The sequence below is a fragment of the Tsukamurella sp. 8F genome (genome assembly GCF_029167375.1).
Taxonomy (GTDB): Bacteria; Actinomycetota; Actinomycetes; order Mycobacteriales; family Mycobacteriaceae; genus Tsukamurella.
On record NZ_JARFTP010000009.1, the window covers coordinates 24,655 to 49,521 of the forward strand.

The 24,867-nt window shown below is 69.3% G+C and carries 24 protein-coding genes; 11 read left to right on the forward strand and 13 right to left on the reverse strand.

What is annotated here, in order from left to right; genetic code table 11:
- Position 1: 1 nt before the first annotated feature.
- The gene (pcrA, locus tag P0W64_RS09120) at positions 2-2,503 is read right to left on the reverse strand and encodes a DNA helicase PcrA (protein WP_275479776.1); all 2,502 of its coding nucleotides are present in this window, start codon (positions 2,501-2,503) and stop codon (positions 2-4) included.
- A gap of 64 nt (positions 2,504-2,567) precedes the next feature.
- A complete protein-coding gene (locus P0W64_RS09125) occupies positions 2,568-4,376 on the reverse strand; it encodes a hypothetical protein (protein WP_275479777.1) in 1,809 nt (602 codons plus the stop codon).
- 65 nt (positions 4,377-4,441) lie between these two features.
- Here P0W64_RS09125 and P0W64_RS09130 point away from each other — a divergent pair, with 65 nt between their 5' ends.
- Positions 4,442-4,726 (forward strand): chorismate mutase, encoded by a 285-nt coding sequence (locus tag P0W64_RS09130; protein ID WP_275479778.1) that lies wholly within the window; start codon positions 4,442-4,444, stop codon positions 4,724-4,726.
- On the opposite strand, the gene P0W64_RS09135 is transcribed toward P0W64_RS09130, so the two are convergent.
- Positions 4,723-5,967: an MFS transporter gene (locus P0W64_RS09135; protein ID WP_275479779.1), complete on the reverse strand. Its 1,245-nt coding sequence runs from the start codon at positions 5,965-5,967 to the stop codon at positions 4,723-4,725. The two genes, P0W64_RS09130 and P0W64_RS09135, sit on opposite strands and share 4 nt — an antisense overlap.
- A complete protein-coding gene (locus P0W64_RS09140; RefSeq protein ID WP_275479780.1) occupies positions 5,964-7,427 on the reverse strand; it encodes an NAD-dependent succinate-semialdehyde dehydrogenase in 1,464 nt (487 codons plus the stop codon). Before P0W64_RS09140 ends, P0W64_RS09135 begins: the two co-directional genes overlap by 4 nt.
- A gap of 103 nt (positions 7,428-7,530) precedes the next feature.
- Between P0W64_RS09140 and pgi the strand changes: the two genes are divergently transcribed.
- Complete coding sequence (gene pgi / locus P0W64_RS09145; protein ID WP_275479781.1) at positions 7,531-9,204, forward strand: glucose-6-phosphate isomerase; 1,674 nt, start codon at positions 7,531-7,533, stop codon at positions 9,202-9,204.
- Between the two features lie 50 nt (positions 9,205-9,254).
- Here pgi and P0W64_RS09150 read toward each other — a convergent pair whose 3' ends face one another.
- Entirely contained in the window at positions 9,255-10,007 is a 753-nt protein-coding gene (locus tag P0W64_RS09150) for an SDR family oxidoreductase (RefSeq protein ID WP_275479782.1), read from the reverse strand.
- A 177-nt stretch (positions 10,008-10,184) separates the two neighbouring features.
- On the opposite strand from P0W64_RS09150, the gene P0W64_RS09155 reads away from it, so the two are divergent.
- Entirely contained in the window at positions 10,185-10,781 is a 597-nt protein-coding gene (locus tag P0W64_RS09155; protein WP_275479783.1) for a hypothetical protein, read from the forward strand.
- Here the strand turns inward: P0W64_RS09155 and P0W64_RS09160 are convergent.
- Positions 10,763-11,416 carry a hypothetical protein gene (locus P0W64_RS09160; protein ID WP_275479784.1) on the reverse strand — a complete coding sequence of 218 codons (654 nt, stop codon included), beginning with the start codon at positions 11,414-11,416 and terminating at the stop codon, positions 10,763-10,765. The genes P0W64_RS09155 and P0W64_RS09160 overlap by 19 nt on opposite strands.
- A gap of 65 nt (positions 11,417-11,481) precedes the next feature.
- On the opposite strand from P0W64_RS09160, the gene P0W64_RS09165 reads away from it, so the two are divergent.
- On the forward strand, positions 11,482-12,921 hold the full coding sequence (locus tag P0W64_RS09165; RefSeq protein ID WP_275479902.1) for a PLP-dependent aminotransferase family protein: 1,440 nt from the start codon (positions 11,482-11,484) through the stop codon (positions 12,919-12,921).
- Between the two features lie 4 nt (positions 12,922-12,925).
- On the opposite strand, the gene P0W64_RS09170 is transcribed toward P0W64_RS09165, so the two are convergent.
- Together P0W64_RS09170 and P0W64_RS09175 are read right to left on the reverse strand one after the other, a co-directional pair.
- A complete protein-coding gene (locus P0W64_RS09170) occupies positions 12,926-13,426 on the reverse strand; it encodes a DoxX family protein (RefSeq protein WP_275479785.1) in 501 nt (166 codons plus the stop codon).
- A gap of 134 nt (positions 13,427-13,560) precedes the next feature.
- Positions 13,561-14,436 carry a DNA-formamidopyrimidine glycosylase family protein gene (locus P0W64_RS09175; protein ID WP_275479786.1) on the reverse strand — a complete coding sequence of 292 codons (876 nt, stop codon included), beginning with the start codon at positions 14,434-14,436 and terminating at the stop codon, positions 13,561-13,563.
- 44 nt (positions 14,437-14,480) lie between these two features.
- Between P0W64_RS09175 and P0W64_RS09180 the strand changes: the two genes are divergently transcribed.
- Entirely contained in the window at positions 14,481-15,224 is a 744-nt protein-coding gene (locus P0W64_RS09180; RefSeq protein WP_275479787.1) for a 3'(2'),5'-bisphosphate nucleotidase CysQ, read from the forward strand.
- 27 nt (positions 15,225-15,251) lie between these two features.
- Here the strand turns inward: P0W64_RS09180 and cobF are convergent, their stop codons facing one another.
- Complete coding sequence (cobF, locus tag P0W64_RS09185) at positions 15,252-15,980, reverse strand: precorrin-6A synthase (deacetylating) (RefSeq protein ID WP_275479788.1); 729 nt, start codon at positions 15,978-15,980, stop codon at positions 15,252-15,254.
- Entirely contained in the window at positions 15,981-16,619 is a 639-nt protein-coding gene (locus P0W64_RS09190) for a TetR/AcrR family transcriptional regulator (RefSeq protein WP_275479789.1), read from the reverse strand.
- A gap of 165 nt (positions 16,620-16,784) precedes the next feature.
- Here P0W64_RS09190 and P0W64_RS09195 point away from each other — a divergent pair, with 165 nt between their 5' ends.
- From P0W64_RS09195 to P0W64_RS09215, 5 genes are all read left to right on the forward strand, one after another.
- Positions 16,785-17,756 carry a hypothetical protein gene (locus tag P0W64_RS09195; protein WP_275479790.1) on the forward strand — a complete coding sequence of 324 codons (972 nt, stop codon included), beginning with the start codon at positions 16,785-16,787 and terminating at the stop codon, positions 17,754-17,756.
- Positions 17,749-18,192 (forward strand): ribonuclease HI, encoded by a 444-nt coding sequence (gene rnhA / locus P0W64_RS09200; protein WP_275479791.1) that lies wholly within the window; start codon positions 17,749-17,751, stop codon positions 18,190-18,192. The genes P0W64_RS09195 and rnhA overlap by 8 nt, the downstream gene beginning before the upstream one ends.
- 195 nt (positions 18,193-18,387) lie before the next feature.
- On the forward strand, positions 18,388-18,939 hold the full coding sequence (locus P0W64_RS09205; RefSeq protein ID WP_275479792.1) for a hypothetical protein: 552 nt from the start codon (positions 18,388-18,390) through the stop codon (positions 18,937-18,939).
- Positions 18,940-18,996: 57 nt separating this feature from the next.
- Positions 18,997-20,511 (forward strand): hypothetical protein, encoded by a 1,515-nt coding sequence (locus P0W64_RS09210; RefSeq protein ID WP_275479793.1) that lies wholly within the window; start codon positions 18,997-18,999, stop codon positions 20,509-20,511.
- Positions 20,508-21,983, forward strand: a complete 1,476-nt coding sequence (locus tag P0W64_RS09215; protein WP_275479794.1) for a DNA mismatch repair protein — start codon at positions 20,508-20,510, stop codon at positions 21,981-21,983. Before P0W64_RS09210 ends, P0W64_RS09215 begins: the two co-directional genes overlap by 4 nt.
- On the opposite strand, the gene P0W64_RS09220 is transcribed toward P0W64_RS09215, so the two are convergent.
- Positions 21,947-23,152, reverse strand: a complete 1,206-nt coding sequence (locus tag P0W64_RS09220) for an MFS transporter (RefSeq protein ID WP_275479795.1) — start codon at positions 23,150-23,152, stop codon at positions 21,947-21,949. The two genes, P0W64_RS09215 and P0W64_RS09220, sit on opposite strands and share 37 nt — an antisense overlap.
- Entirely contained in the window at positions 23,145-23,741 is a 597-nt protein-coding gene (locus tag P0W64_RS09225; protein WP_275479796.1) for a TetR/AcrR family transcriptional regulator, read from the reverse strand. Before P0W64_RS09225 ends, P0W64_RS09220 begins: the two co-directional genes overlap by 8 nt.
- An 89-nt stretch (positions 23,742-23,830) precedes the next feature.
- Here P0W64_RS09225 and P0W64_RS09230 point away from each other — a divergent pair, with 89 nt between their 5' ends.
- Positions 23,831-24,259: a DUF4345 domain-containing protein gene (locus P0W64_RS09230; RefSeq protein ID WP_275479797.1), complete on the forward strand. Its 429-nt coding sequence runs from the start codon at positions 23,831-23,833 to the stop codon at positions 24,257-24,259.
- On the opposite strand, the gene P0W64_RS09235 is transcribed toward P0W64_RS09230, so the two are convergent.
- On the reverse strand, positions 24,225-24,866 hold the full coding sequence (locus tag P0W64_RS09235; RefSeq protein ID WP_275479798.1) for a TetR/AcrR family transcriptional regulator: 642 nt from the start codon (positions 24,864-24,866) through the stop codon (positions 24,225-24,227). The two genes, P0W64_RS09230 and P0W64_RS09235, sit on opposite strands and share 35 nt — an antisense overlap.
- Between the last annotated feature and the right edge of the window lies 1 nt (position 24,867).

A 24,867-nucleotide genomic window follows, 5' to 3' on the forward strand; every position in this document is an offset into this window, starting at 1 on the left:
ACTACAGCTTCTCCATGGGCAGCCCGCCCCACGTCATCAACGTGACCGCGTTGCCGGTGCCGAAGTCGAAGGTCGCGCGCTCCATCGGCCCCGTGCCGCTGATCGCGGTGACCACGCCGAGTCCGAAAGAATCGTGCGAGACCCGGTCCCCCACGGCGAGTTTCAGCCTGCTCTGACGTGGTTTGGTGCGGCCCATGGACGGCGCGTCTCCCCGCGAGCGACGGCTCTGCCAGCCCGGGCCGCTCTCGGAGCCGCCGAAAACACCACGCCTACTACCGAACTCGCGCCCGAAGCCACGCTCGATTCCCGAGTCGCGGCGCGGCTCGGTGCGCCGCCAGTCCACGAGGTGCTGCGGGATCTCGGTGAGAAACCGGGATTCCGGGTTCGCCATAGGGTCGCCCCACGTCGATCGCACCATCGCGCGAGATACGTAGAGGCGCTGACGCGCCCGCGTGATCCCGACGTAGGCCAGCCGCCGCTCCTCTGCGAGCTCGCTCTCGTCGCCCAGGGCGCGCATGTGAGGGAACTGTCCGTCCTCCCAGCCGGTCACGAACACGACGGGGAACTCCAGTCCTTTCGCGGTGTGCAGCGTCATGAGCGTGACGAGGCCTTGGCCCTCGTCGGGCACCTGATCGGCATCCGCAACCAGCGAGACCCGCTCGAGGAACGCGGCGAGGGAATCGGGCTCGGGGGCGCCCTCCTCGACCTCGACGTCGGTGAAGTCCTGCGCAGCGAATTCGCGCGCGACGCCGACGAGCTCGTCGATGTTCTCCAGGCGGGCGCCGTCCTGTGGATCGCTCGAGCCCTCGAGCTCCGCGCGGTACCCCGTCTTCTCGCACACCGCTTCGAGCAGGTCGCCGATGTCGGCATCCGGATCCGCGGCGGTCTTCCGCAGGTCCGCGAGCAGCCCGGCGAACGTGGCGATCGCGTTACGTGAGCGCGGGTTCAGCATCGCGACGCCGCCGTCGACAGCATCCAGAATCGCCTGGTAGAAGCTCACCTCCCGATTCTCGGCATGCACCGTCAGGCAGGCCTGCGCGCGGTCCCCGATGCCACGGCGCGGCGTGTTGAGGATGCGCTGCAGACTCACCGTGTCGTTCGGGTTGTCGATCGCGCGCAGGTAGGCGATGAGGTCGCGCACCTCCTTGCGCTCGTAGAATCGGACGCCGCCGACCACCTTGTACGGGATGCCGTGCCGGACCAGCTGATCCTCGAGCGCGCGGGAGGCGGTGTTGGTGCGGTAGAAGACCGCCACGTCGCTGAACGCGTAACCGTGCTGTGCTGTCAGGGTGTCGATCTCCGACACGACGAACCGCGCCTCGTCATGCTCGTTGTCGGCGACGTAGCCCACGATGAGCTCGCCGTCTCCGTGGTCGGTCCACAGCTTCTTCTCGCGACGGCCGGCATTACGGGATATGACAGCGTTGGCCGCCGACAGGATGGTCTGGGTGGACCGGTAGTTCTGCTCGAGCAGGATCGTCTCGGCATCCGGGAAGTCTCGCTCGAACTCCTCGATGTTGCGGATCGTGGCGCCGCGGAAGGCGTAGATCGACTGGTCCGCGTCGCCGACCACACACAGCTCACCGGGCGGCACCTCGTCCGGGGCGCGGTCGGCATCGGCGTAGTCGCTGTGCCCCACCAACTCCCGCACCAGCATGTACTGGGCGTGGTTGGTGTCCTGGTACTCGTCGACCAGCACGTGCCGGAACCGCCGCCGGTAGTACTGCGCCACGTTCGGGTGCGCCTGCAGCAGCGCGACGACCTCACCGATCAGATCGTCGAAATCGAAGGCGTTCGCACCGCGCAGCCGCGCCTGATACGTCGTATAGACGTCGGCGACGATCTTCGCGAACGGTTCCCCCGTCTCGGCGGCGTCGGAACGCGCCTGCTCGGGGTCGATCAGCTCGTTCTTCAGGTTGGAGATGTGCGTGGCGAGGGCTCGGGGCGCGAACTTCTTCGCGTCCAGGCCCGTCTCCTTCACGATCATCGTGAGCAGGCGCCGCGAATCGTCGGCGTCGTAGATCGAGAAGTTCGAGTTCATGCCCGGCAGCAACCCGGCCTGCGCTCGCAGGATCCGCACGCATGTCGAGTGGAAGGTCGACACCCACATCGACGATGCCCGTGGCCCGATCAGCCCGGACACACGCTCGCGCATCTCGGCTGCTGCCTTGTTGGTGAAAGTGATGGCAAGGATCTGGCCGGACCCGACGCCGCGCGCCGCGAGCAGATACGCGATACGCCGCGTGAGCACCGCCGTCTTGCCCGACCCCGCACCCGCGACGATCAGCAGTGGCGACCCGCTGTGCAGCACCGCCGCCCGCTGTTGCGGATTCAGGCCCTCGAGCAGCTCGTCCCCGGGCTCGGTCGGGGATGATCCTCCCGATGCACCGGCACGCTCACCGCCGCCGGGCGCGGACGAACGCGCCGCGCGAGCGGCGAGGATGCGCTGGGCTGCCCGCCCCGCCGGGGCGGGACGACTGGACTCTCCGGTAGCACTACTCATCTCCAGTCCAGGGTAGCCAGCCCCACCGACAAGTTCGACGACGCCGCCGCGTGTCTCCGCGCGGTCATTCACCAGGAGTCGACTGGGGCACCAGCAGCCCCACCGGCCCACCAGACACGCATACGATCAATCCCTGCGTGAGGGCCTGGGCCAGCAGCCCGTGGCCGGCTCCCGGCACGCGCACGTACAGGGTGTGCGGGCCGCGCGTTACGGGCACGGTCGTCAGGGCGCCGTAGCCGTCCTGCCGGATGGTGATCTCGCCCGGCCCCGACGCCAGGTAGTTCAGCTGCACTACCCAGTCCCAGAAGTTGAGCGGCCCCTCGTAGGCGAGCTTGACCGGCTCGTACTCGTCGACCCGGAATCCGCAACCGGGGATCGGCCCGGGCTGCACCGAGCGCACGCGCGTCACGCGCCCGTCGACGAAGCGGCCGGACCGGTCGACCAGCGTGGGCTCGGGCGCGTAGTCCTTGAAGTCCGGTCGCGGGCTGTACCGATCCAGGATGCGCGACAGCTTGTTGTTGGGGAACGACAGCTTGCTGAGGACCCGGGAGTCGACCTGCTCGTCGAGCACAGTGCTGCCCGCGCGCTCCCGGGCGCCCGCGGTCAGGTTCCGCAGGTACGAAGCGGTCGGATTGTCGTGCCACACGGTCGCGAACCGTGCCGTCGACACCGTCGCACTCAGCACGAATGCGACAGCCACCGCCACGGCACCGAACCGACGGCGGGCGCGCAGAGCGGCCGGTGTCCGGAACCGAGTCCGACGATGTTCGGGTGGCACAACGCGAGCCGTGGCCACGAGCCCGCCCGCGAGGGTGAGCACCGCCGCGAAGTCCGGGAAGTAACGCAGCGACATCGGCAGCAGCAACGACGTGACCGCGGAACTGCGCAGCCAATAGACCGGGGCGAGGGCGGCGAAGAAGTACAGCCCGGCACCCGCCCAGGCCAGGACGCCGCGCGGCGAACGCCACGCGGTGACCGCGAGGATGCCGACGATCACGAGGGCACCGACGGCGGTGACCACCATGTTCGGCACCAGGATGGGCGGCCCCGGGTTGGCCCGATACCAGCTCCACGGCCCACCGATTGCGGCCGGCGCGAGCACCGAGTGCAGCGATCGCGAGAGCGCACGGCCCGTGTACTGCAGCGTGTGGTCGCCGGGCCGGGGCGCCGCGATGAGCAGGTACAGCCCCAGCCACACCGCTGTGACCGCGGCGTATGCGATCCACAGCGGCAGCGCGCGCCGTAGAGCCGCGCGGACGTCCCGCCCGCGCATCGCGGCTGCCAGCCCCACCACGAACACCGCAACGAACGGGATGACGAGCGACTTCTCGAAGAAGAACGCTGCGATCACGTAGGCACCCAGAGCGAGGGCCGCGGACTGCCACCGCCGGGTCCGGGCGTACCGGATCGTCTCGGCGACGGCGATCGCCAGGCCGATCTGCATGGGAAGCGTGTTCAGCCCCGCCGCCCACCACGCGAAACCGCTCAGCGTGAGCGGGGAGAAGAGGTAGAAGGCGAAGGGGAGCAGGGCTATCGGCCGCCGTCCGACGATGATCACCAGCGCGCGCAGCATCGCCAAGGACGCCCCCGCCTGCAGTACCAGCAGTGAAGCCGCCGCCGCGGGCCAGGACAGGGGCGCGAGCGTGGTGATCAGCCCGGAGGCGAGCAGCGTGCCCGGCATCAGGTGGCCGTCGTAGTCGGTCCACCACATCCCGGGGCCGAGCCCGTCCGCGGCACGCCCCATGAACGCTATGTCGTCCCAGTAGAAGCCGCCACGGGCGAGGACGTAGGTGCGAAGCAGCAGCTGTGCGATGACGAGAACCGCGGCGCCGATCCACAGCATCCGGGCGGCAGGTGTGCGGGGGGCGGACATCGCGCCCATCGTAGAGGCCCGACCCATGGGGACGCCGCGCGCGGCGCGGGTGGGATGATGGAGCGATGAGTTCGCAGGACGACACCGGCGCGAATACTCCGCTGGCCGAGGAGGAGATCCAGGCACTGCGTGAGGAGATCGACCGCCTCGACGCGGAGATCCTGGCGGCGGTGAAGCGTCGCACCGAGGTGTCACGCCTGATCGGTCAGACCCGCATGGCGTCCGGCGGACCGCGCTTGGTGCACTCCCGCGAGGTCAAGGTGCTCGACCGCTTCTCCGAGCTCGGTCGCGAGGGCCACACCCTCGCGATGCTCCTTCTCCGCCTCGGCCGGGGGCCCCTGGGCCGCTAGGTGTCACCCGGTCGCCTGGGATCCGCGCGGACACCCGACGGCGCCGGTTCCGGCTCCGGACGGCGGGGCGCGGGGATCCAGCGCCACAGCGCAGCTGCCGCGGCGAACCCGATCGCCCCCGAGACGATGACTCCTCCACCGAGCGTCCAGGCCGCGGTGACCGTGGACAGGACCACCGGGCCGATCCCCGTACCCGCATCCGCGAACTCACGCCAGAGGCCGAGGAACGTCGGACGCCCTACCGAAGGCGACACATCCGCCCCGAGCGTCATGACGATGCCGGACCCGATGCCGTTCGCTGTGCCCATCAGCAGGGCCACCAGCATCAGTGTCGTGAAGCCGTGCGTGAGCGGCATCAGCAGGAAGCTCAGCCCCATGAGCGCCGTGCACGGTACCGCCACCGCTCTCCGGCCGTAGCGGTCCATCACCTTGCCCGCCGGGTAGAACGTCGCCGCGTCGATCGCGCCCGCGATGCCGTAGATCATCGACGCCGCCGAGCTGGAGAGTCCGATGTGGTGCGCCCAGAGCGGTATCACCACCTGGCGTGTCTGCCGGATGGCCGACAGCAGCACGATCGCAGTCCCGAGCGTCAGGAAGAGCCGCCAGTACCGGCGCAACATCCCGCGCGTGGTCACGGACGCGGCGGCGGCCCTGTCATGCGCACTGTTGTCCAGATCCGGCACGCCGTACGCGATCGCGCCCGCGCCGATCACGGCGACCAGGGCCACGACGTACGCGCTGGCGATCCCGTAGTAGTGCATGACCGCCGCGCCGATGAACGGCCCCGCGAAGACTCCCACGCGCATCGAACCGCCGAGTGTCGACAGGGCTCGTGCGCGCATCGCCACGGGCACCCGCTCCGTCAGGTAGGACTGGCGGGCCAGCGAGAACACCGACGACGCCGAGCCGATCAGGAACACACCCAGGCCGTACACCCACAGCCCGAACGGGAGGATGCACAGCAGCAATCCGATGGCCGACACCGCAGCCGCGACGACCATGCTGCGCCGCTCCCCGATCCGCGTCGCGAGCACACCCGACGGGATGTTGGTCAGGATCGACCCGATGCCGATGAGCGCCGCGATGAACGCCGCCGTCGACACGGAGGCGCCCCGCTCGAGCGCGGACAGCGTGATCACCGGCAGCATCGCGCCCTCGGCGAGCCCGAACAGCACCGAGGGTCCATACGCGGCGACTGCGATATCGCGCAGCCGGAACTCGTCGGCGTCGGGGCGCGTCACTGCAGCGCTATGTAGCGGGTCTCCAGGTATTCCTCGATACCCTCGCTGCCGCCCTCGCGCCCGAAGCCGGACGCCTTGATGCCACCGAACGGGCCCGCGGGGTCGGAGATGACGCCCCGGTTCACGCCCACCATGCCCGACTGCAGTCGGTCCGCCACGCGCAACGCGCGGTCCAGGTCTTTGGTGAAAAGATATGCGGCCAGACCGTATTCGGTGTCATTGGCGCGTTCGACCGCTTCGTCCTCGTTCGCGAACCCGACTATCGGGGCGACAGGCCCGAACACCTCCTCGCGCAGGATGCGCGCGTCGTCGGGGACGTCGGCGAGCACGGTCGCGGGATAGAAGTGGCCGGGACCGTCGGGGGCCACGCCACCCAGGCGCAGCGACGCGCCCTTACCGACCGCGTCCTGCACGAGATCCGAGACGATGCTCCGCTGGTCCTCGCTGACGAGCGGGCCGAGCGTCACACCGTCGTCGACGCCGGGGCCGAGCACGTACTCCCCCATCCGCGCGACGAACTTGTCGGTGAACTCCGCGCGAACGGACTCGGCGACGTAGAAGCGGTTGGCCGCGGTACACGCCTCGCCGCCGTTGCGGAGCTTGGCGAGCAGGGCGCCCTCGACGGCGGCGTCGACGTCCGCGTCCTCGAAGACCAGGAAGGGCGCGTTACCGCCGAGCTCCATCGACATCCGCAGCAGCCCGTGGGCCGAGCCCTCGACGAGGGTGCGACCCACCTCGGTCGAGCCCGTGAACGTGATCTTGCGCAGCCGCTCGTCCTGCATGAGCGGCACGGTCAGGGCGGACGAATGCGAGGTGGGCAGGACCGAGACCACGCCATCGGGCACTCCCGCATCCTTGACCACCTCGGCGAGCAGCAGCATCGTCAGCGGCGTGGCCGAAGCGGGCTTGACGATCATCGTCGCGCCCGCCGCCAGCGCAGGTGCGAGCTTGCGGGTTCCCATCGCGAGCGGGAAGTTCCAGGGCGTGATGGCCAGGCAGGGCCCGACGGGCGCCTTGGAGACCAGGATGCGGCCGGTGCCGGCGGGCGCGGGCGTGTATCGACCGGCGATGCGTACGGCCTCCTCGGAGAACCAGCGGAAGAACTCGGCACCGTACTTGACCTCGGACTGCGACTCGGGCAGCGCCTTACCCATCTCGAGGGTCATCAACAGCGCGAAGTCGTCCGCGCGGTCGATGATGCCGTCGAAGATGCGCCGCAGTGCCTCACCGCGCTCCCGCGCGGGAGTCGCTGCCCACCCCGACCCCGCATCGTGCGCTGCCGCCAGGGCCGCCGCACCGTCCTCGGCAGTGGCGTCGGACACAGCGACCAGGACCTCGCCGGTCGCCGGATCAGCCACCGGAAACGTTGCGCCCGAGGAGGAGTCGCGGAACTCTCCCGCCAGGAACAGGCCGGTCGGAATGGAGTCGAGCAGGGTCTGGATCCGGTCGGTGCTCACCATGTGTTCACCCTAACGCCGCGCCGCGGACCCGACCAGGACATAGGCTGGCATGCGGGCCTGACCAGTGGCCCGTGACCCGTGAACACATCGCAGGGAAGGCGCCATGAGCAACCCGACCACATCCGACGGCGACATCACCGCGACCCCCGCATGGCAGGCGCTCCTCGCGCACCACACACACCTCGAGGGCACCCGGCTGCGCGACCTGTTCGCATCGGACCCGGCCCGTGGAACCGAGCTGGTGGTGCGGGTCGGTGACCTCTACATCGACTACTCGAAGCATCGTGTGACCCGCGAGACCATCGACCTGTTGGCCGACCTGGCCCGCGGCGCCGGCGTGACCGAACGCCGCGACGCGATGTTCGCGGGCCGGCACATCAACTCCACCGAGGACCGAGCCGTGCAGCACACCGCACTGCGGGCGCCTGCCTCCCCGGACGTCACCGTCGACGGGCAGGACGTGACCGCCGACGTGCACGAGGTACTCGGCCGCATGGGCGATTTCACCGACCAGGTGCGCTCCGGCGAGTGGAAGGGGTTCACAGGCAAGGCGATCACCGACGTCGTGAACATCGGCATCGGCGGCTCGGACCTGGGGCCCGCGATGGTGTACCGGGCGCTGCGTCACTACACGCAGCCCGGCCTGCGCTGCCACTTCGTGTCCAATGTGGATCCCGCCGACCTGGTCTCCGTGACTGCTGGGCTCGACCCCGAGACCACGCTGTTCATCGTGGCCTCCAAGACGTTCGGCACGCTCGAGACACTCACCAACGCGACGGCCGCCAAACGCTGGCTGCTGGACGGCCTGGGTGCCGGCGACGAGGCTGTGGCCCGGCACTTCGTCGCCGTGTCCACCAACGCTGAGCGCGTCGCTGCGTTCGGCATCGACACCGCCAACATGTTCGGCTTCTGGGACTGGGTCGGCGGCCGCTACTCGGTGGATTCGGCGATCGGTCTGTCCGTGATGGCGGCTATCGGACGCGGGCAGTTCACCGAGTTCCTGGGCGGCTTCCATGAGGTGGACGAGCATTTCCGCACCGCGCCGATCGAGCAGAACGCGCCGATCCTCTTGGGGCTCATCGGACTCTGGTACTCGGACTTCTTCGGCGCACAGTCGCGCGCGGTGCTGCCGTACTCCAACGACCTGGCGCGCTTCCCTGCGTACCTGCAGCAGCTGACGATGGAGTCCAACGGCAAGTCCGTCCGGATCGACGGCACCACCGTCACCGCCGACACCGGCGAGATCTTCTGGGGCGAGCCGGGGACCAACGGCCAGCACGCCTTCTACCAGCTGCTGCATCAGGGCACGCGGCTGGTGCCGGCGGACTTCATCGGATTCGCGGAGTCCACCGACGACCTACCCACGGCGGACGGCGCCGGCTCGATGCAGGACCTGCTCATGAGCAACCTCTTCGCACAGACCAAGGTGCTGGCGTTCGGCAAGACGGCCGACGAGATCGCCGCGGAGGGCACCGACGAGGCCGTGGTGCCACACAAGGTGATGCCGGGCAACCGGCCCACCACCACCATCCTGGCGCCGAAGCTCACGCCCTCCGTAGTCGGACAGCTGATCGCGCTGTACGAACATCAGGTGTTCACAGAGGCTGCCGTCTGGGGCATCAACGCCTTCGACCAGTGGGGCGTCGAGCTGGGCAAGGCCCAGGCGAACCAACTGCTCCCGGTGATCGCCGACGCGAAAGCTCCTACAGTGCAGGAGGACTCGTCGACGGAAGCCGAGATTCGCTGGTACCGCACCCAGCGCGGACGCGCTGTATAGAGCGGCCCGGAAACCGTCGTTCAACCGGGTCGGTCGTCGAGCTCTCGCCCTCAGACCATTCGGCGGGTGATCTCGTCGGGCGCATGGTGGAGGAGTGCGGAGATGGGAGCCCAGGGCCAGGCAGGCACCACCGCCTCGCCTGGCTCGCGTTCGATGGCCTTGACCATCGCTGCGACGCCCGCGTCACGGGAGACCATCATTCCGGTGCGCATGCCGCGGCTCAGGTCGGTCTCGATGAAGCCGGGTTTGACTATGGTGACCTTGATGTCGGAGCCGGCGAACTCCGCCTGCAGGCCCTCGCCGAGCGCCGTGAGCCCTGCCTTGCTGGCGGCGTATGCGGCCTGCGCGCGGGGCATACCGCGCTGCCCCGCAACGGACGATACGAGCACCAGATGCCCGTATCCCTGCGCCCGGAACACCTCCAGCACGGCCTCGGTCTGAGCGAGCGCACCGGCGAGATTGGTCTGCACGGTCTCGAGGTTGGCGTGCGCCTTGCCGGTGCCGATCGGTGCGCCCTTGCCGAGACCGGCGTTGACGATGGCACGGTCCAGCCCGCCGAGCCGCTCGACGATGCCGGCGATCGCCGGCTGCACAGCGTCGAAGTCCGTGACGTCGAGCTGCGCGATCTCCACTGTTCCGGCGCCGGGCGCGGCGACGAACTCCGCACGCAGCGCCTCGAGCAGGTCTTTCCGCCGCGCGACCAGTGCGAGGTCCCGGCCCTGCGCCGCATACGAGCGCGCCATCCCCTCGCCGAGGCCCGAGCTCGCCCCGGTTATGAGTACTTTGTTCCTCCGTCGCGCCATGGTGCCAGCTTAGACGCACCCCGCGATTCCGAATTGTCACGAAACGTCCGTCGAAAGGCGGCGTCCCGACCGCCGATCTCAATGACCTCTCAGCCGAACAGCAGTAGGTTCGGCGCCTGTCCACCAACCGGCGGCGGCAGCCTGTTCCGCCTCGCCGGCCGACGAAAGGCTACCCACGTGGGATTGAAGAGCACATTGATGAAGGTGGTAGTGGTCCTCGCGATCGTGCCACTGCTGCTGGTCGGCGGCTGCGGCTCGAAGAAGAGCTCGAACTCCGCGTCCACGGGAACTGCGACTGCCGCCGCGAGCGCGACCGCCGCAGCGAACGACAACGGCGACGTGAACATGACCTGCCCGGAGAAGAACACCATCTCGTTCGCGAAGACGAAGTTCGTCACGCACGCCGCGCTGGGCACGGGTGCGTTCCGGCACTGGGTCTACAAGCCCTTCAAGGCGGGTAGCTTCGCCAAGGGCTCGAAGGGCCGCGTGATGACCTTCGTCAAGGCTGGCGCCGCGGCGCTGTTCGTCAAGCGCGAGTTGCGTCTGACGTCCGAGGACGCCAAGGCCTCGCCCGCGCTGTGCAAGGCCATCGCCAAGCCCCTGTCAGACCTCGCCAACAAGATCACCGGCGCAGTGAGCAAGGCCAAGAGCGGTGACACGTCGGCCATCGAGGGCCTGAACACCGACGCGAACTCGCTGCTCGCGGGCGCGAAGGCCAACGGCGACGAGGTCAAGCCCGACGAGAACGCCAACATCTACTCGAAGGGCAACTGACCCGCCCTCTCGCGTAATCCCCGAGCCCCCTGTCGTCGCGCGGCAGGGGGCTCGGTCGTGACCGAGCCGACGAGCCCTGTGCGGTGCACGAACTGGATGAGCGGCCCGACCCCCAAGGCGAACAGCAGCGTCCCGATGCCGAACGTCCCGCCGAGCAGGATCCCCGCGACGACCACGGTGACCTCGAGGGCCGTGCGCACCACTCGGATCGACCATCCTGTGCGCGCGACGAGACCCGTCATCAAGCCGTCGCGCGGCCCCGCACCGAATCCCGCGCCGATGTACAGCACCGTCGCGACCGCGTTCAGCACTATGCCGCCGAGCATCATGGGGATCGCCAGAACCACCCCTGGGTGCTTTGGCAGCCAACCGAGCACGAGGTCCAGGAACAGCCCCAGCAGCACGACGTTGGCCACGGTGCCGAACCCGGGGCGGATCCTCAGCGGGATCCACGCGAGCAGCACCAAGACCCCACCGCCGATGACGACGGCACCGATCGATACGTGCAACTTCTCTGCGACACCCTGGTTCAGCACGTCCCACGGGATGTTGCCGAGCCCAGCGGCGATGAGCAGCGCCTCTGAAGCGCCGAACAGGAAGAGCCCCACGAGGAGCCGGGCGAGTCTCGTGAACATACCCACTAGTCTGCGACCCCAGTGGTATCGACACCCATAGCCAGTTGACACATACTGGCCTGGTGATGCCAGTCCAGACAGGAGCCATCTCGGCCGCGATGCTTGCGCGTCAACTCGGCGCTTGGCGCCCCGCCGACTCCCGCCGCCCGTCGTACGTCGCCCTCGCCGAAGCCGTACGCCTGCTCATGCTCGACGGCCGGGTCCCCGTCGGCACCTCGTTGCCGTCCGAGCGGACGCTCGCGGGCGCCCTCGACGTCAGCCGAACCACCGTCACGACGGCGTACGCGGACCTCCGCGAATCGGGCCATCTGCAGTCGCGGCAGGGCGCGCGCAGCGTGTTGACACTGCCGGTCTCGGTGGCGTCCGAGCCAACCGACGAGGCCGGGGACGCGATCGGGCTGAACATCGCGGCACCGTCGTCACCCGACGGTGTGGTGCACGACGCGTACCGCTACGCCGTGTCCGCGCTACCGCCCTACCTCACGGGAGTCGGCCTGTACCCCAGCGGAATACACCCACTCAAGGCGGCGATCGCTCGTCGCTACACCGCGCGCGGACTCCCGACCAGCCCCGACCAGATACTCGTCACCGCGGGTGCGCAGCACGCGCTCCGGATCCTGCTCGATGCGCTCGTGCCGCCCGGCGGGGTCGTCGTAGTCGAGCAGCCCACGCACCACGGGACCGTGAGCGCTCTGCAGCGGCACGCCGCGAGGGCGGTGCCGCTGGGCCTGCACCCCGAGACCGGTTGGGACATGGATAATCTGGAGTCACTCGTACGCCGTCGAAATCCGCGGATGATCTTCACGATCGCCGACTTCCACAACCCGACGGGATTGCTGCTGGACGCACAGGGACGCGCCGAGATGACACGGATCGCTGCGCGCCGACAGGTGCCTCTCGTGGTCGACGAGACGATGGTCGAACTCGGCTTGGACACCGAGGCACCACCGCCGGTGGCCTCGTACGGTACGAACGTCTACACCATCGGCTCGGCGTCGAAGACCGTGTGGGCGGGCCTGCGGGTGGGCTGGATCCGCGCGGATACCACGAGCGTGGCGCGGTTCGCGCTGGCGCGCAAGGACATCGATCTAGGCAGCCCGGTGCTGGAACAGCTGGCTGCGGCCTATGCGCTCGATCACCTCGACGAATTCCTGCCGGCGCGGCGGGACGCCCTGCGGGCGCAGCGAGCGGCCGCGCTCGAAGAGCTGTCCCGACGACTTCCCGAAGCGACGACCGTGCCGGGTCCGGGCGGCCTGTGCCTGTGGGTAGCGCTCCCTGCGCCGCTCGCCGTCCCGACTGCGACCACCGCGGCCCGCCTCGGGGTACGCATCACCCCCGGTTCGGCCTTCACCGTCGACGGTGCCGGACAACGCCATATCCGGATCCCGTACACGCTCCCGGAACCTATACTCCGACAAGCGGTCTCGATCGTCGGCGAGGCGTACCGCCAGGCCGCGGGCGGCGGCGTCGTGGGTGACGAACGGTCGCTGGGCCTGGTCGTCTAGCCCGCTAGGCCTGGGCGCGGCGGCTGACCAGGTATCCCGAGGTCGCCGCGGCGCCGGCCAGCGCGAGCCCCGCCTGCCAGCCACGGTTGAGGCGGTTACCGAGCAGCGCGTCCACCGAGTACCTGCCCGGGCCGGTCAGCGCGAGCGCCGCCGCAGTCGCACCGAGCACCGCGGGATACTCGTAGCCGCCCGCCTGCGTGGAGAATCCGTTGGGCTTGTGCACGCTGACGGCGCCCACCATCGCGCCCACCACGCCCGCGCTGGCGAGCGGCGTCGCCGCACCCGCGACGAGGAGGCCGCCGGCCAGCTCGCCCGCACCGGCGAGCGCCGCGCTCTCCTTGCCCGGGGTGAAGCCCATCGCCTCGAAGCCCTGCGCCGTGGCTTCCAGACCGGGGCCGCCGAACCAACCGAACAGCTTCTGTGCGCCGTGATACGCAAGGGTGCCGCCGATGGCGGTACGCAGGGCGAGGAGGCCGAGATCTAGAGTCTTGCGCGAGCTTGCCATTGGAATCTTCCCTTCGATTGGATGCAGCTTACCCACTCAACCGGACCCCGGTCCGGGAACTTCCCCGATCCCTCGACCCCGTGACCGGAGTCACATGCGGCACGCGTAGCCGCGGACATGTCGAGACCGACGGTTCACTTGAGCAGCTTGGACATTCGACGATCGGCCAGCACCTTGCCGCCCGTCTGACACGTCGCACAGTACTGGAAAGAGCGGTCGGCGAGGGATATCTCGCGCACCACGTCGCCGCAGACCGGGCACCGGAGCCCAGTGCGCGCGTGCACCTTCATCCCGGATCGCTTCTCGGCCTTGAGCGTCGCGACGTGCTGGCCGACCGAGCGGGACACCGCATCGTCGAGCTCGGACCTCATGGCGTCGTACAGCCGCATGACCGCATCCGCATCCAGCGCCTTCGCAGACGCGAACGGTGACAGCCTGGCAGCGTGCAGGATCTCGTCCGAATAGGCGTTGCCGATCCCGGCGATCGAGCGCTGGTCTCGCAGCAGCGTCTTCAGCTGTGCGCGCGAACCGGCGAGGATCTGCGCGAACTCGTCGTGCGTCACGGCGAGCGCGTCGGGGCCGAGCGTCGCGACCATCTCTATCTCCCGGGGGTCCGAGACGATCCATACCGCGAGCCGCTTCTGCGTGCCCTGCTCGGTCAGGTCGAATCCCTCGCCCGGAGGCCCCACGTGAACGCGCAGCGCGATCGGCGACTTGCCACCCGGGCGCAGCGGCGTCGGCGGCAGCTTCTCCGACCAGCGCAGCCAGCCCGCGCGGGACAGATGTACGACGAGGGCCAGTTCGGCACCGTCGGCCCCGGACGCGCGCAGCACGAAATACTTGCCGATGCGCTCTGTAGCGGTGACCGTCGCGCCGACGAGGTCCGCCGGCCCGGGCCTGTAGGTCTTGAGCACCGACAACGCGGCGACGTCGACGCGCCGGATCGGGGTGCCGACGGCCTTGCGGCCCACGTAGTCGGCGATGGCGGTGACCTCGGGTAGCTCGGGCACGTGTCCACTCTAGGCGTATCCGGGCAACGGCTTAGGGTGAAGGCATGATCCTGGCGCCCGACCTGACCGACATCGAGCTCGCAGCAGAGATCGCCGATGGCGCCGGGCGCATCCTCGAGGCGATCCGGCACGGTGGCCTGCTGGGCGGCGGTCAGCTCGGCGACACCGGGGACGCGCTCGCGCAGGCCTGGATCGCGCGTGTGTTACGCGCACACCGGCCGCACGACGCCGTCCTGTCCGAGGAGGCCCCCGACGGGGTCGCGCGGCTGTCCGCCGACCGCGTCTGGATCATCGACCCCCTCGACGGCACAAGGGACTATGCGGCACATCGCCCCGATTATGCGGTGCACGTAGCGCTCACACTGGGCGGGCAGCCCGCCAGTTCCGCAGTGTCCCTGCCCGCCACGGGGGAGCTTTTCCGTTCCGACACCGTCGCCGCCCCGACCGGGCCCCGCACGGGCAATCTGGCGGTCTCGCGCAGCCGGGCGACGCCGGGCATGTTCCGAGTCGCCGAGCGACTGGGGCTCACGCCCGTATCACTGGGCTCGGCGGGCGTGAAGACGATGGCTGTGGTGCGCGGGGACGTCGACGTCTACCTGCACGCGGGCGGCCAGTACGAGTGGGATTCGTGTGCGCCCGTGGGGGTCGCGCGAGCCGCCGGCCTGCACTGCTCACGCCTGGACGGGTCAGAGCTCGAGTACAACACCGCGGACCCGTACCTGCCCGATCTGGTGGTGTGCCGCCCCGAGATCGCCGGCGAGGTGCTGGACGCTCTTCAACGCGGCTAGGTCCGGATCCGTGGCGTCCCGCCCCGACTAGGGCCGTCGGAGCAGGTACACGTCCATGATCCAGCCGTGTTCGGCGCGGGCTGCGGCGCGGACGCGGACGATCTCCTCTCCCACGTCGCCGACCGTGCCGGACACCAGGATCTCCTGCGGGGTTCCGAGGTATGCGCCCCAGTAGATCTCGTCGTCAGGGTGGGCCGTCTCGAGGAACGTGCAGTCGGCGTCCAGCAGGACGACGGTGTTGCGCCCGTCGTCCTCCGCGAGGCGGCGCCCGGTGGTGATGTGGATCGGCTCGCCGACCCGGTTCAGGAGGATCGCATGCGCGGCGGTCAGCGCCTGCATGCTGGTGATGCCAGGAATCACAGTGGGTTCCAACGCTATCGGGGCACGGCGGATGACCCGTAACGTCGAGTCGTAGAGGGCTGGGTCGCCCCACACCAGGAACCCGGCGGCGCCGCCGTCGGGGACCTCGCGCGTGATGGCGACGGACAGTGCGACGGCACGACGGTGATGCCAATCATCCACTGCCGCTTCGTAGTCCTTGGAACTGCGGTCGCGCGGCGGGTCCGGGATCCGGATCAGTTCGGCACCGGGCGCGTAAGCGTCGAGTATCTCCTGCCTGATGCCGGTCAGCGTGCCCGTGGTGGCCCCCTTGTCGAGTACGAAGAAGGCGTCGACCTCCTGCATCGCGTCGACCGCCTGCAGGGTCACCTGACGGGGATCGCCTGTTCCGATGCCGATGAGCAGTGCCCGACGCATCTACCGTCCCGCGCCGTCGATGGGCTCGCTGTACATGTTCAGGGTGGCGGTGAGCAGTCGGATCCGGTTGGCGGCCAAGATCTCCGAGTCCGGATCGATGACGATCTGCGCGGCCGTCCCCTCGTGGACCGACAGCAGTGCGTACCCCAGGGCCTGCGGTTCGGTCACCCTGCGACCGGCCAGCTCGAGGACGTGCATCACGGTGGGGAGCATGTTCGCCAACAGCATCTGCTGCGCGTCCCGCACCGTCTGCTGGAGTTCGGGCGTACGGGTACACAGCGCGACGAAATCCGAGTTCACCCGGTGCCAGCGCTCGTTCACCGGGATCGCGCGAACGGCCTGCTCGATGAGCTTCGCGTAGTCGGCCCCCTGCACCGCGTACGTGTCGACCACCTTGGCCATGGCGCGCATGATCCACTGGACGTGGTAGCGCCATACCTCGATGAACAGCTCCTCGAGGCTGGAGAAGTTGGAGTAGAAGGCACCCCTGGTGAATCCGGCGGCGTCGCACACCATCTTGACCGTCGTCGAGCCGTAACCGTGCTGAGCGAAGACGAAATAGGCCGCGCGGATCAGCCTGCGTCGTGTGCGGGCCCGGCCGCGCTGATCCTCCCCCACCACACTGAGCGCCGCGCTCACCGCGCGCCCTCCCGCCCCACAATGGGACACATCAGCGGACTCTGTGTCATCCGCACAGTGTAGCGGCGCGATGCACGTTCGCGGGTTCAGTGCGCGTTAAGCCCCGCTCGAGGGCGGGGCCATAGCGTCACCGCAGTTCACGGGAGACATGATGAGGACGGTCGGATGCTGCAGCCGAGAAGACTTGTACCAGCTCTACTCGCGGCGGCCGGCGCCGTAGCCGTCGTCGCCGGCACGTTCCTCCCGTGGGTGATCGCCACGGCGTCGCTGCCTCCGCTGCCCGGCCTACCCGGATCGGTTTCGGCCCGGGTGAACGGAATCGCGCACGTCAGAATGGACCCGATCGCCGGGCACGACGTGTCCGGGCTGGTCGAACGGCCCGCGGGCTGGTTCGGCTGGGCCGACGTGGCCCTCGCAGCGGCCGGGCTCCTGCTCGCCGCACTCGCCGTGTACACCCGCGCCGCGGGGGTCGCGGTCGCCGCGGTGGGGGCGGCGGCCGCCGTCATCACCGGGTACGCCATCGCCGCCGTTCCGTCCGGCGACCAGGTATCCGTGTTCGGCCAGACCCTCGACGTCGGGTACCGGGTCACCTGGGCGGCATGGCTCGTCCTCGGGGGCGCCGTCGCACTCTGCTGCGGGGGCGCCGTCCTCGCCGGTCTCGGCGCGACCGTGCGGAATGGAAGCGGCGCGGGCGCCGACCGTCCGGGGAGCGGCGCGGGCGCCGATCGTCCGGGGAGCGGCGCGGGCGCCGCCGTGCCGGCGCTGTCGGGAATCGCGCCCACCCGGTCGACAGCTCCCAGACCCGCGTCTACCCGCCCGCCGTCGCCACGACCCCTCGGCCCGTCGATCCCGCCCGCCGACCCGTACGGCGCCACCGTGTTCACTGCGGTCGGCACCGGCTCCGGACATGAGCCGACGTCCGCATTCGCGCCTACCGACCCGGACGAGGTGCCGCCGGGTGCCACGCCGTCCGGGGCGGAGCGCACGACGCGGATCCGGACGAGCCGGCGACCGGACCGGCGTCCGCCCGCACCGATCCCGGTGTCTCTGCGGGAGGAGACGCAGGTGCTGCCGCACCCGGCGGACGAGCGCACGCGGCCCATCCGGAGCCACCCCCTAAACTGGCGCGGTGAGTGAAGCGATCGAGATCTACACCGACGGCGCCTGCCTGGGGAATCCGGGTCCGGGGGGCTGGGGGGCCGTGCTGCGCTTCGGCTCGCACCAGAAGGAGCTGTACGGCAGCGAGAGCGACACCACCAACAACCGCATGGAACTGATGGGCGCGATCTCGGCCCTCGAAGCGATCAACCGGCCACACCCCGTGGTGCTGCACACCGACAGCTCGTACGTGAAGAACGGCATAACCAAGTGGGTGGCCGGGTGGAAACGTAACGGCTGGAAGACCGCGGACAAGAAGCCCGTGAAGAACTCCGAGCTGTGGCAGCGCCTGGACTCGGTGGCATCGCAGTACGAGATCGAGTGGCGCTGGGTCAAAGGGCACGCCGGCAACGAGGGCAACGAGCTCGCCGACCAACTCGCCTCCAAAGGCGCCCGCGAGGCCCGCGGCGGGTAGACGCCGACGGACTGTCCGATTCGAATCAGGCGTCTACGACAATATGCTCGCGCCCTATATTCGCGCTTCGAACCTTAAGGCTGTTCCTACGTTGATTCCCAGGTTCTGTTCAGGTTTCTGACCAGGATGGTGGCGTTGGCGAACTGATGCGGCGGCCTGCCGCGCGAAGTCGAGGGAGAACATGTGAAACGTCTTATGACCGCACTAGGCACCGCAGCCGTTATCGCGGCAGCCGCCGCCTCCCCCGCATACGCTGCACCACACCCCGTGCCCGCACCGCACCGTGGTTCCGCACACCCACACAAGGCAGCACCGAAGCCGGCGCCCAAGGCCGCGGTCCACGCAGGACCGAGTTCTGCCGTCGTCGAGGCCGCCATCAAGCGCGGCAAGTCGATGCTGGGCACCGACAGCTTCGGCGACTACGGCTGCGAGGACTTCGTCGACGCCGCCTACGGCCGCACGACCGCCAACGGCATCCCCCACGACGGAGCGATCTCGTACTACCAGAATCTGGCAGCGCAGGGCCACGGCCACCCCAGCCTGCCGGCCCCCCGCGGCGCGCTCGTGTTCTCGCAGGGTGAGGACGGCGGCCACGTCGACATCTCGCTCGGCAACGGGAAGTACCTCAGTGGCGGCGTGCAGGGCTTCGGTCCCGGGTGGGGCGACGGCAGCAACATCCAGATCCTCCCATCGGCGAACCTGGGCACGTTCACCGTCGTCGGCTGGGCATACGCTCCCTGGACCTGATCGGCACCCTTGTGGTCGGTGGCATGATGGGAGACAGCCGACTGTAGGAGGTGCGGCATGTTCGAGTCCCTCCTGGAGCCGGACGGCGTGCCGCTGCTCCCGCCGGCGCCGCCACCGTTCTTCGCGGACCTGGGCCTCGACCGGCTCTTCGCCGCCGTGTGCGAATCGGACCCGGAGACTGCATCGTGCTTCTGGGCCCCTGCGCGGACTGCGGTGGCCGTGGCCTATCGCCAGGGCGTCTACCGCGACCTCGACGAGGACCCCGACCTCGTCGCGCGCCTGCGCACGTTCTGCGCCACGATGGCGGATATGCGGGCCTCCGACCGGCACGCAGCAACGCTTCCGCTGCGACCCGAGCGGGAATCGTGGGCGCTGCATGCCGTACGTCGCTACCTCGAGGCGATAACGGATCTGCGGTCGGCGATCGCCGAGCACCGCCCCTCGGCGAAGGGGCTTCGCGCCCTGGGCGATCACCTCGACGCGCTGACCGCCTCGGCCGCCTTCGGCGCACTGGCCCACGACGCCACGGACATCGCGACACAGCTCGACGAGATCGAATACTGCTTGCACGTCAAGGGATCGGACGTGCGGGTGAGCCGATACCGCGACGAACCGGACTTCGGCGCCGAGGTGGCCGCGGTATTCGACCGGTTCCGCGTCGAAGCGCCCGCGCGCCCCACACCGGAGCCGCCGCCTCGCCCTGGCCTCGACGGCGTCGAGGCCGCCGTCCTCGACCGCGTCACCGCCCTGTTCCCCGATACCTTCCGCGCGCTGGCGCGGTTCCGCGAGCGTCACGACCGGTACGCGGATCCCGTGATCGTCCGGGTCGACGTCGAGATCCGTTGCTACTTGGCCTCTCTCGATTTCGTCGGGCGAATGCGCACGACAGGGCTGCCGTGGTCCATGCCCTCCGTCGACGACGGCGCCTGCACTCGCGCGTCGGGCCTCTACGACGCAGCGATGGCCATGGGGCTCACCGCCAGCGGTGGAACAGTGGTCGGGAACGACGTGGGCCTGGGCGAGGACGAACGCGTGCTGGTGGTGACCGGACCGAACCACGCAGGGAAGACGTGCCTGGCGAGGGCTTTCGGCCAACTGCACTACCTCGCTTCGCTGGGACTCCCGGTCCCTGCGACCGCCGCAGAGGTCGGCGTCGCCGACGCGTTCTTCACCCGGTTCGAGCGCCGCGAGTCGGCGGACGACCACCGCAGCCGCCTCGAGGAGGACATCTCGGAGATGCGCGGGATCCTCTCCGCCGCGACCGGCTCCAGCGTGGTGGTGATGAACGAGACCTTCACATCGACGTCGCTGAGCGACGGGATCCGGCTGGGGACCGCCGTCGTGCAGCGACTCGTCGAGATCGGGGCGAGGTGCGTGTACGTGACGTTCGTCGACGAGATCGCAGGCACCGGCGCAGGCGTCGTCAGTCTCGCAGCCGAGCCGGGTGCGGATCCGACCGACCGCACCTACCGCCTCCGGCGCCGAGCACCCTCGGGTCTGGCCCACGCCGACAGCCTCGCACGCAGGCACAGGCTGGACTACGCGGCACTGCGCGAGAGGGTCGGGTCATGAAGACACGCTTACTGTTCCGCGACCACGATCTGAGTCTGCCGGCGCTGCAGCCGCGCAGCGAGGAGCTCCGGCGCGACCTGGGCGTCGATCGGCTGCTGGCGGTGATGTCCGGCGGCGGGAACGGCCGCGCCGGCGACGACTCGGTGTACCGGGTCGCAGAGGCGATGCTGCTCGGCGGCGCGGCGACCGCCGAGGACATCCGGTACCGGCATGCCGTCCTGCGGGACTGTCTCGCGCATCCCGGCGAGGTGGCCGAGCTGCGCCGCATCGCCGCCGAGGCGGTCGAACGCGAGCGGCACAACTACTTCGGACTGTTCACACGCGCTACGCCGGACAAGGTGCTGTACCGATCGCTCGACGTGCTCGACATGTTTCTCGACGCGTTCGGTGAACTGCGGCGCGCCGCCGATCGCTTCGCCGCGCGGTTCGTCTCCGAGGGATTCGCTGCGTTCTTCGGCTGCATCGCCGAGGATCTCGGCGACTCTTATCTGACGCAGGTTCGAACTCAGTTGAAGGACTTGCGGTTCGATCGCGGGGAGATCGTGAGCGCGCGCCTCGGGCCGGGTGCCCACGGCATCGGCTACGCCCTTCGCCGCCCGCAAGGCGGATGGCGCAGGCACGGCCGCAGCGGGCTGGACGTCGACGTGGAGTCACCGTCGGGACCGGATGCGCTCGCGGCGCTCACGGGGCGTGGGATCCGAACCGCCGCAGATGCTCTCGCTCAGGCAGCAGAGCATGTGGCGGTGTACTTCCAGACGATCGCGGACGAACTGGGTTTCTACGCGGCAGCCGTGAACCTCATCGGCGAGCTGGACGCGCACAGGGTGCCGTGGTGCCTTCCCGAGCCCGCGACGGCAGGCGTGACGTGCCGAGGTCTATACGACCCCGCGCTCGCCCTGCGCCAGCCACTGGTGGGCAACGATATCGATGCGCACGGCCGCCCCGTCATCGTCATCACCGGGGCGAATCACGGTGGCAAGACCACGCTGTTACGCGCTCTCGGACTCGCGGCTCTGATGGCTCGGTGCGGAATGCCGGTGGCGGCGGTCGATTTCCGCGGTCCGCTGCATCCGCAGGTGTTCACCCACTTCAGCGGGGATGTCGGCGACGAGGCCGGGAGACTCGACGAGGAGCTCGCCCGGATGAGCCGCATCGCAGATCTCGTACGGCCCGGAGACCTGCTGCTGTGCAACGAGTCTCTGGCGTCGACCAACGAGCGAGAGGGCGCCGCACTCGCCCGCGGCGTCGTCGACGCGATGCGCGATGCAGGGGTCTCCGTCGTCTACGTCACGCATATGTACGAGCTCGCGCACGGCCTGCACGAGTCGGGCGATGCTCGGCATGCGTTCCTGCGGGCCGAGCGCCTACCGGGCGGCGACCGCACCTTTCGGCTCCTGCCGGGCGAGCCTCTGGCCACCAGTTACGGCGACGACCTCTATCGCCGAATCTTCGGCGTCACCGCGGGGGTCTGATCTCGGAGGGCGATCAGATACAGCGCGAGGCACCCGGCCAGCAGCGCGGTGACGAAGCCGACCGCGCCGGGCCAACCCTCGGCGTCGAACGCCAGGCCACCGCCGAAACCGCCCAGGCCACCACCGGTGTAGTACGCGACCTGGTACAGCGCGGACGTGAGCGCGACGTGCCCGCCCGCCACGTGATCTGCGATCCATCCGCTCGCTGCGGAGTGCGCCGCGAAGAACCCGACCGTCACGAGCACCAGCCCTAACAGGACCGTCCACAACTGCTGTACCAGCGTGATCCAGATGCCGGCCATGGCGATCACCAGCCCGACCGCGACGATCCAGCGCCGTCCGATGCGGTCGCCCGACCTTCCCGCTACCACCGACGCGCCCGCCCCGGCGATGTAGGCGAGGAAGATCAGACCCGCCTGGCCGGGGCTGAGCGTGAACGGCGCGCCCAATAGCCGGAATCCGAGGTAGTTGTACACGGTCTCGAACGAGCCGAGTAACAGAAGCGCCAGGCCGCACAGGCAGAACACCACGCGGTCGCGTGCGAGGACACGTATGCCTATATACAGATCTGCCAGCGACCGGCTGGGTCCCGCGGCGGTCGCCGACGGCGGCACGAGCAACCGAAAGGCGAGCGTACACAGCATGGATACGACGGCGACCGACGCCAGCGCCAGCCGCCAGTCCGCATGATCGGCGACCGCCCCTGCCAGCAGGCGGCCCGTGAGACCTCCGAGAGTGTTTCCCGCGATCAGTCGTCCCATCGCGCCACCCCGTGCGTCGGGTGCCACCTCGTGGCCGATGTGCGACATCAGTAACGCCGGGACGGCGGCGAGCACGATCCCCTGCGCTCCGCGCACCGCGACCAGGGCCTGGAGATTCGGGGCGACGGCAGCAACGAATCCGAGTGCTCCGCCGACGGTCAGCGCGAGTGTGATCATGCGGACCCTCCCCCGCTGTTCCGCGAGCCACGCTAGGGGGATCATCGCCACAGCCACGCCGATCACCGTCGCCGACAGGGCGAGGCTGGCCTGCGCAGATGAGGTGTGGAAGTGGGCCGCGAGCGCGGGCAGCAGGGCCTGAGTCGAGTGCACCGCCATGAAGGTGGCGAAACCGCCGAACGCCGTCGCCCATCCCAGACGTCGGTACGCGTGCCTGTCGCGTTCAAACATGCGGAGGCGCACCGAGATCCACGTGCCGGCCCACGGCGGCGTCGAGGACGTCCATGCAGAGCGCGAGGTTCTCTTCATCGCTGAGGCGGCCGTCGAGGTATGTCGCGAGCGAACTCTCGCGAACGAATGCGATCCAGCCCTCGAAGCCCACCTCGGCGACGGCGCGCGGCCTACCCGTCGCGCCTGCGGCATCGAGGACGGACGCGCACAGTGCTGCGAACGTCCGGTCGACCGGACCGCGCACCGCAGGGTCGTCGGACACCGAGCTGCGGTTGGCGATCACCACGAGCGGAAGGTTGGCCATGTAGAACTCGAGATAACTACGCAAGAGATTCTCGACCCAGCCGCGGATCGTCGGCGCTGGAGCGGTGTCCGCTGCCAGCAGTCGCTCGTGCACCCGCTCCCAAATGGCCCCGAAGAACTCGCCCTTCGAGCCGAAGTAGTGGTAGAGGAGCGCGCGGGTCACTCCCGCGTGGTCGGCGATGTCCTGCATCGACACGTCGTCGAAAGCGCGCGCCCGGAACAGTTCCTCGCCCGCGTCGAGGAGCGCACTGCGGCGCCGGCCGGGGGCGAGGCGACGGTTGGGCACGAGGCCACTCTAGGCGGCGACCGTTGACGCCGGGCCATGGCGGGCGTAGCTTCGAACCTAGTTTTACTCGTGTCAAATAGGAGGCTCACATGCTGAGGATCTTCCGGGCATGGCTGATTCTGTTCGGCGTCGTGGTCATCGGAATCGCCGTGGCGCACTTCTTCTTCGGTCAGGTGTCGTACATCGGTGGCGGCGACGTGAACGCGACGATGGATTCCGATCTGCGGGTGTTCAATGTGCTGTTCGCCGCCTACGGCGCGGCGTTCATCTGGGCGGCGCAGGACGTGGTTCGGCGTGCGAACGAGATCAATCTGCTCGGCGTGCTGTTCTTCGTCGGCGCGCTCGGCCGGGTACTCGCATGGATCGCATCGGGCGCGCCGACGCCGTTCTACGTCGCGATGCTCGTAATCGAATTCGTCGTGCCGGTCGTGAACTACGCGGTCCTGCGCACCCTGGCCGCGGAGCCGAGCGCGAGGAGCGCTGCTACAGGCTCGGCCGATGGTGCTCCAGTCCGGTGATGATGAAGTCGACCTTGGTGTCTATGACGCCACGGCCGATCCAGCTGTCCGTCGGTCGCAGGATCGCATCGTCGGCCGCGGCATCGCGCACGCGATCCAGCGCGCGGGCACCGTCGGCGTCGGTCGAACGCATCTCCTGGATGCCCAGATGAGACGCGAACACTGTGTCCCCGATGAAGTCGAGGGCGAACGCCGCCTGGCCCGCAGTCCAACCCTGATCGATCAGTACTGCCGTATAGCCGGCCACCACGTTCTCGATGACGGTCACCGCCAGCGGATATGCGTAGACGGCGCGCGGCAGTCCGGGGTACTCCTCGCACAGTCGCCAGCTCTCGTCGGCCCACAGCCGTAGGACGGCCCGCCAGTCGGCAGTCGGCTCGGGGAGCCGGAATGTGCCGGCGAGGGTCGTCAGACACGCGCGCACCACATCGTCGCGGGAGCGGAACACGCGGTAGATCGCGGGCGTCACCACGCCTATCCGCGCCGCCACCGCGGCGAGAGTGAATCGGTCGACGCCCTCAGCCAGCGCGGCGTCGATCACGTCCTCCTCGGTGAAGGCAGGCTTGCGCCCGACCTTCCTGCCCACCGCGCGCGTCGAACCGTCCACG

Bases quoted from the DNA above. Each gene is read 5' to 3' on its own strand.
- pcrA (WP_275479776.1), bottom strand. From the start codon at position 2,503: ATGAGTAGTGCTACCGGAGAGTCCAGTCGTCCCGCCCCGGCGGGGCGG.
- P0W64_RS09125 (WP_275479777.1), bottom strand. From the start codon at position 4,376: ATGTCCGCCCCCCGCACACCTGCCGCCCGGATGCTGTGGATCGGCGCC.
- P0W64_RS09130 (WP_275479778.1), top strand. From the start codon at position 4,442: ATGAGTTCGCAGGACGACACCGGCGCGAATACTCCGCTGGCCGAGGAG.
- P0W64_RS09140 (WP_275479780.1), bottom strand. From the start codon at position 7,427: ATGGTGAGCACCGACCGGATCCAGACCCTGCTCGACTCCATTCCGACC.
- pgi (WP_275479781.1), top strand. From the start codon at position 7,531: ATGAGCAACCCGACCACATCCGACGGCGACATCACCGCGACCCCCGCA.
- P0W64_RS09150 (WP_275479782.1), bottom strand. From the start codon at position 10,007: ATGGCGCGACGGAGGAACAAAGTACTCATAACCGGGGCGAGCTCGGGC.
- P0W64_RS09160 (WP_275479784.1), bottom strand. From the start codon at position 11,416: ATGTTCACGAGACTCGCCCGGCTCCTCGTGGGGCTCTTCCTGTTCGGC.
- P0W64_RS09165 (WP_275479902.1), top strand. From the start codon at position 11,482: ATGCCAGTCCAGACAGGAGCCATCTCGGCCGCGATGCTTGCGCGTCAA.
- P0W64_RS09170 (WP_275479785.1), bottom strand. From the start codon at position 13,426: ATGGCAAGCTCGCGCAAGACTCTAGATCTCGGCCTCCTCGCCCTGCGT.
- P0W64_RS09180 (WP_275479787.1), top strand. From the start codon at position 14,481: ATGATCCTGGCGCCCGACCTGACCGACATCGAGCTCGCAGCAGAGATC.
- cobF (WP_275479788.1), bottom strand. From the start codon at position 15,980: ATGCGTCGGGCACTGCTCATCGGCATCGGAACAGGCGATCCCCGTCAG.
- P0W64_RS09195 (WP_275479790.1), top strand. From the start codon at position 16,785: ATGCTGCAGCCGAGAAGACTTGTACCAGCTCTACTCGCGGCGGCCGGC.
- P0W64_RS09205 (WP_275479792.1), top strand. From the start codon at position 18,388: ATGACCGCACTAGGCACCGCAGCCGTTATCGCGGCAGCCGCCGCCTCC.
- P0W64_RS09210 (WP_275479793.1), top strand. From the start codon at position 18,997: ATGTTCGAGTCCCTCCTGGAGCCGGACGGCGTGCCGCTGCTCCCGCCG.
- P0W64_RS09215 (WP_275479794.1), top strand. From the start codon at position 20,508: ATGAAGACACGCTTACTGTTCCGCGACCACGATCTGAGTCTGCCGGCG.
- P0W64_RS09220 (WP_275479795.1), bottom strand. From the start codon at position 23,152: ATGTTTGAACGCGACAGGCACGCGTACCGACGTCTGGGATGGGCGACG.
- P0W64_RS09230 (WP_275479797.1), top strand. From the start codon at position 23,831: ATGCTGAGGATCTTCCGGGCATGGCTGATTCTGTTCGGCGTCGTGGTC.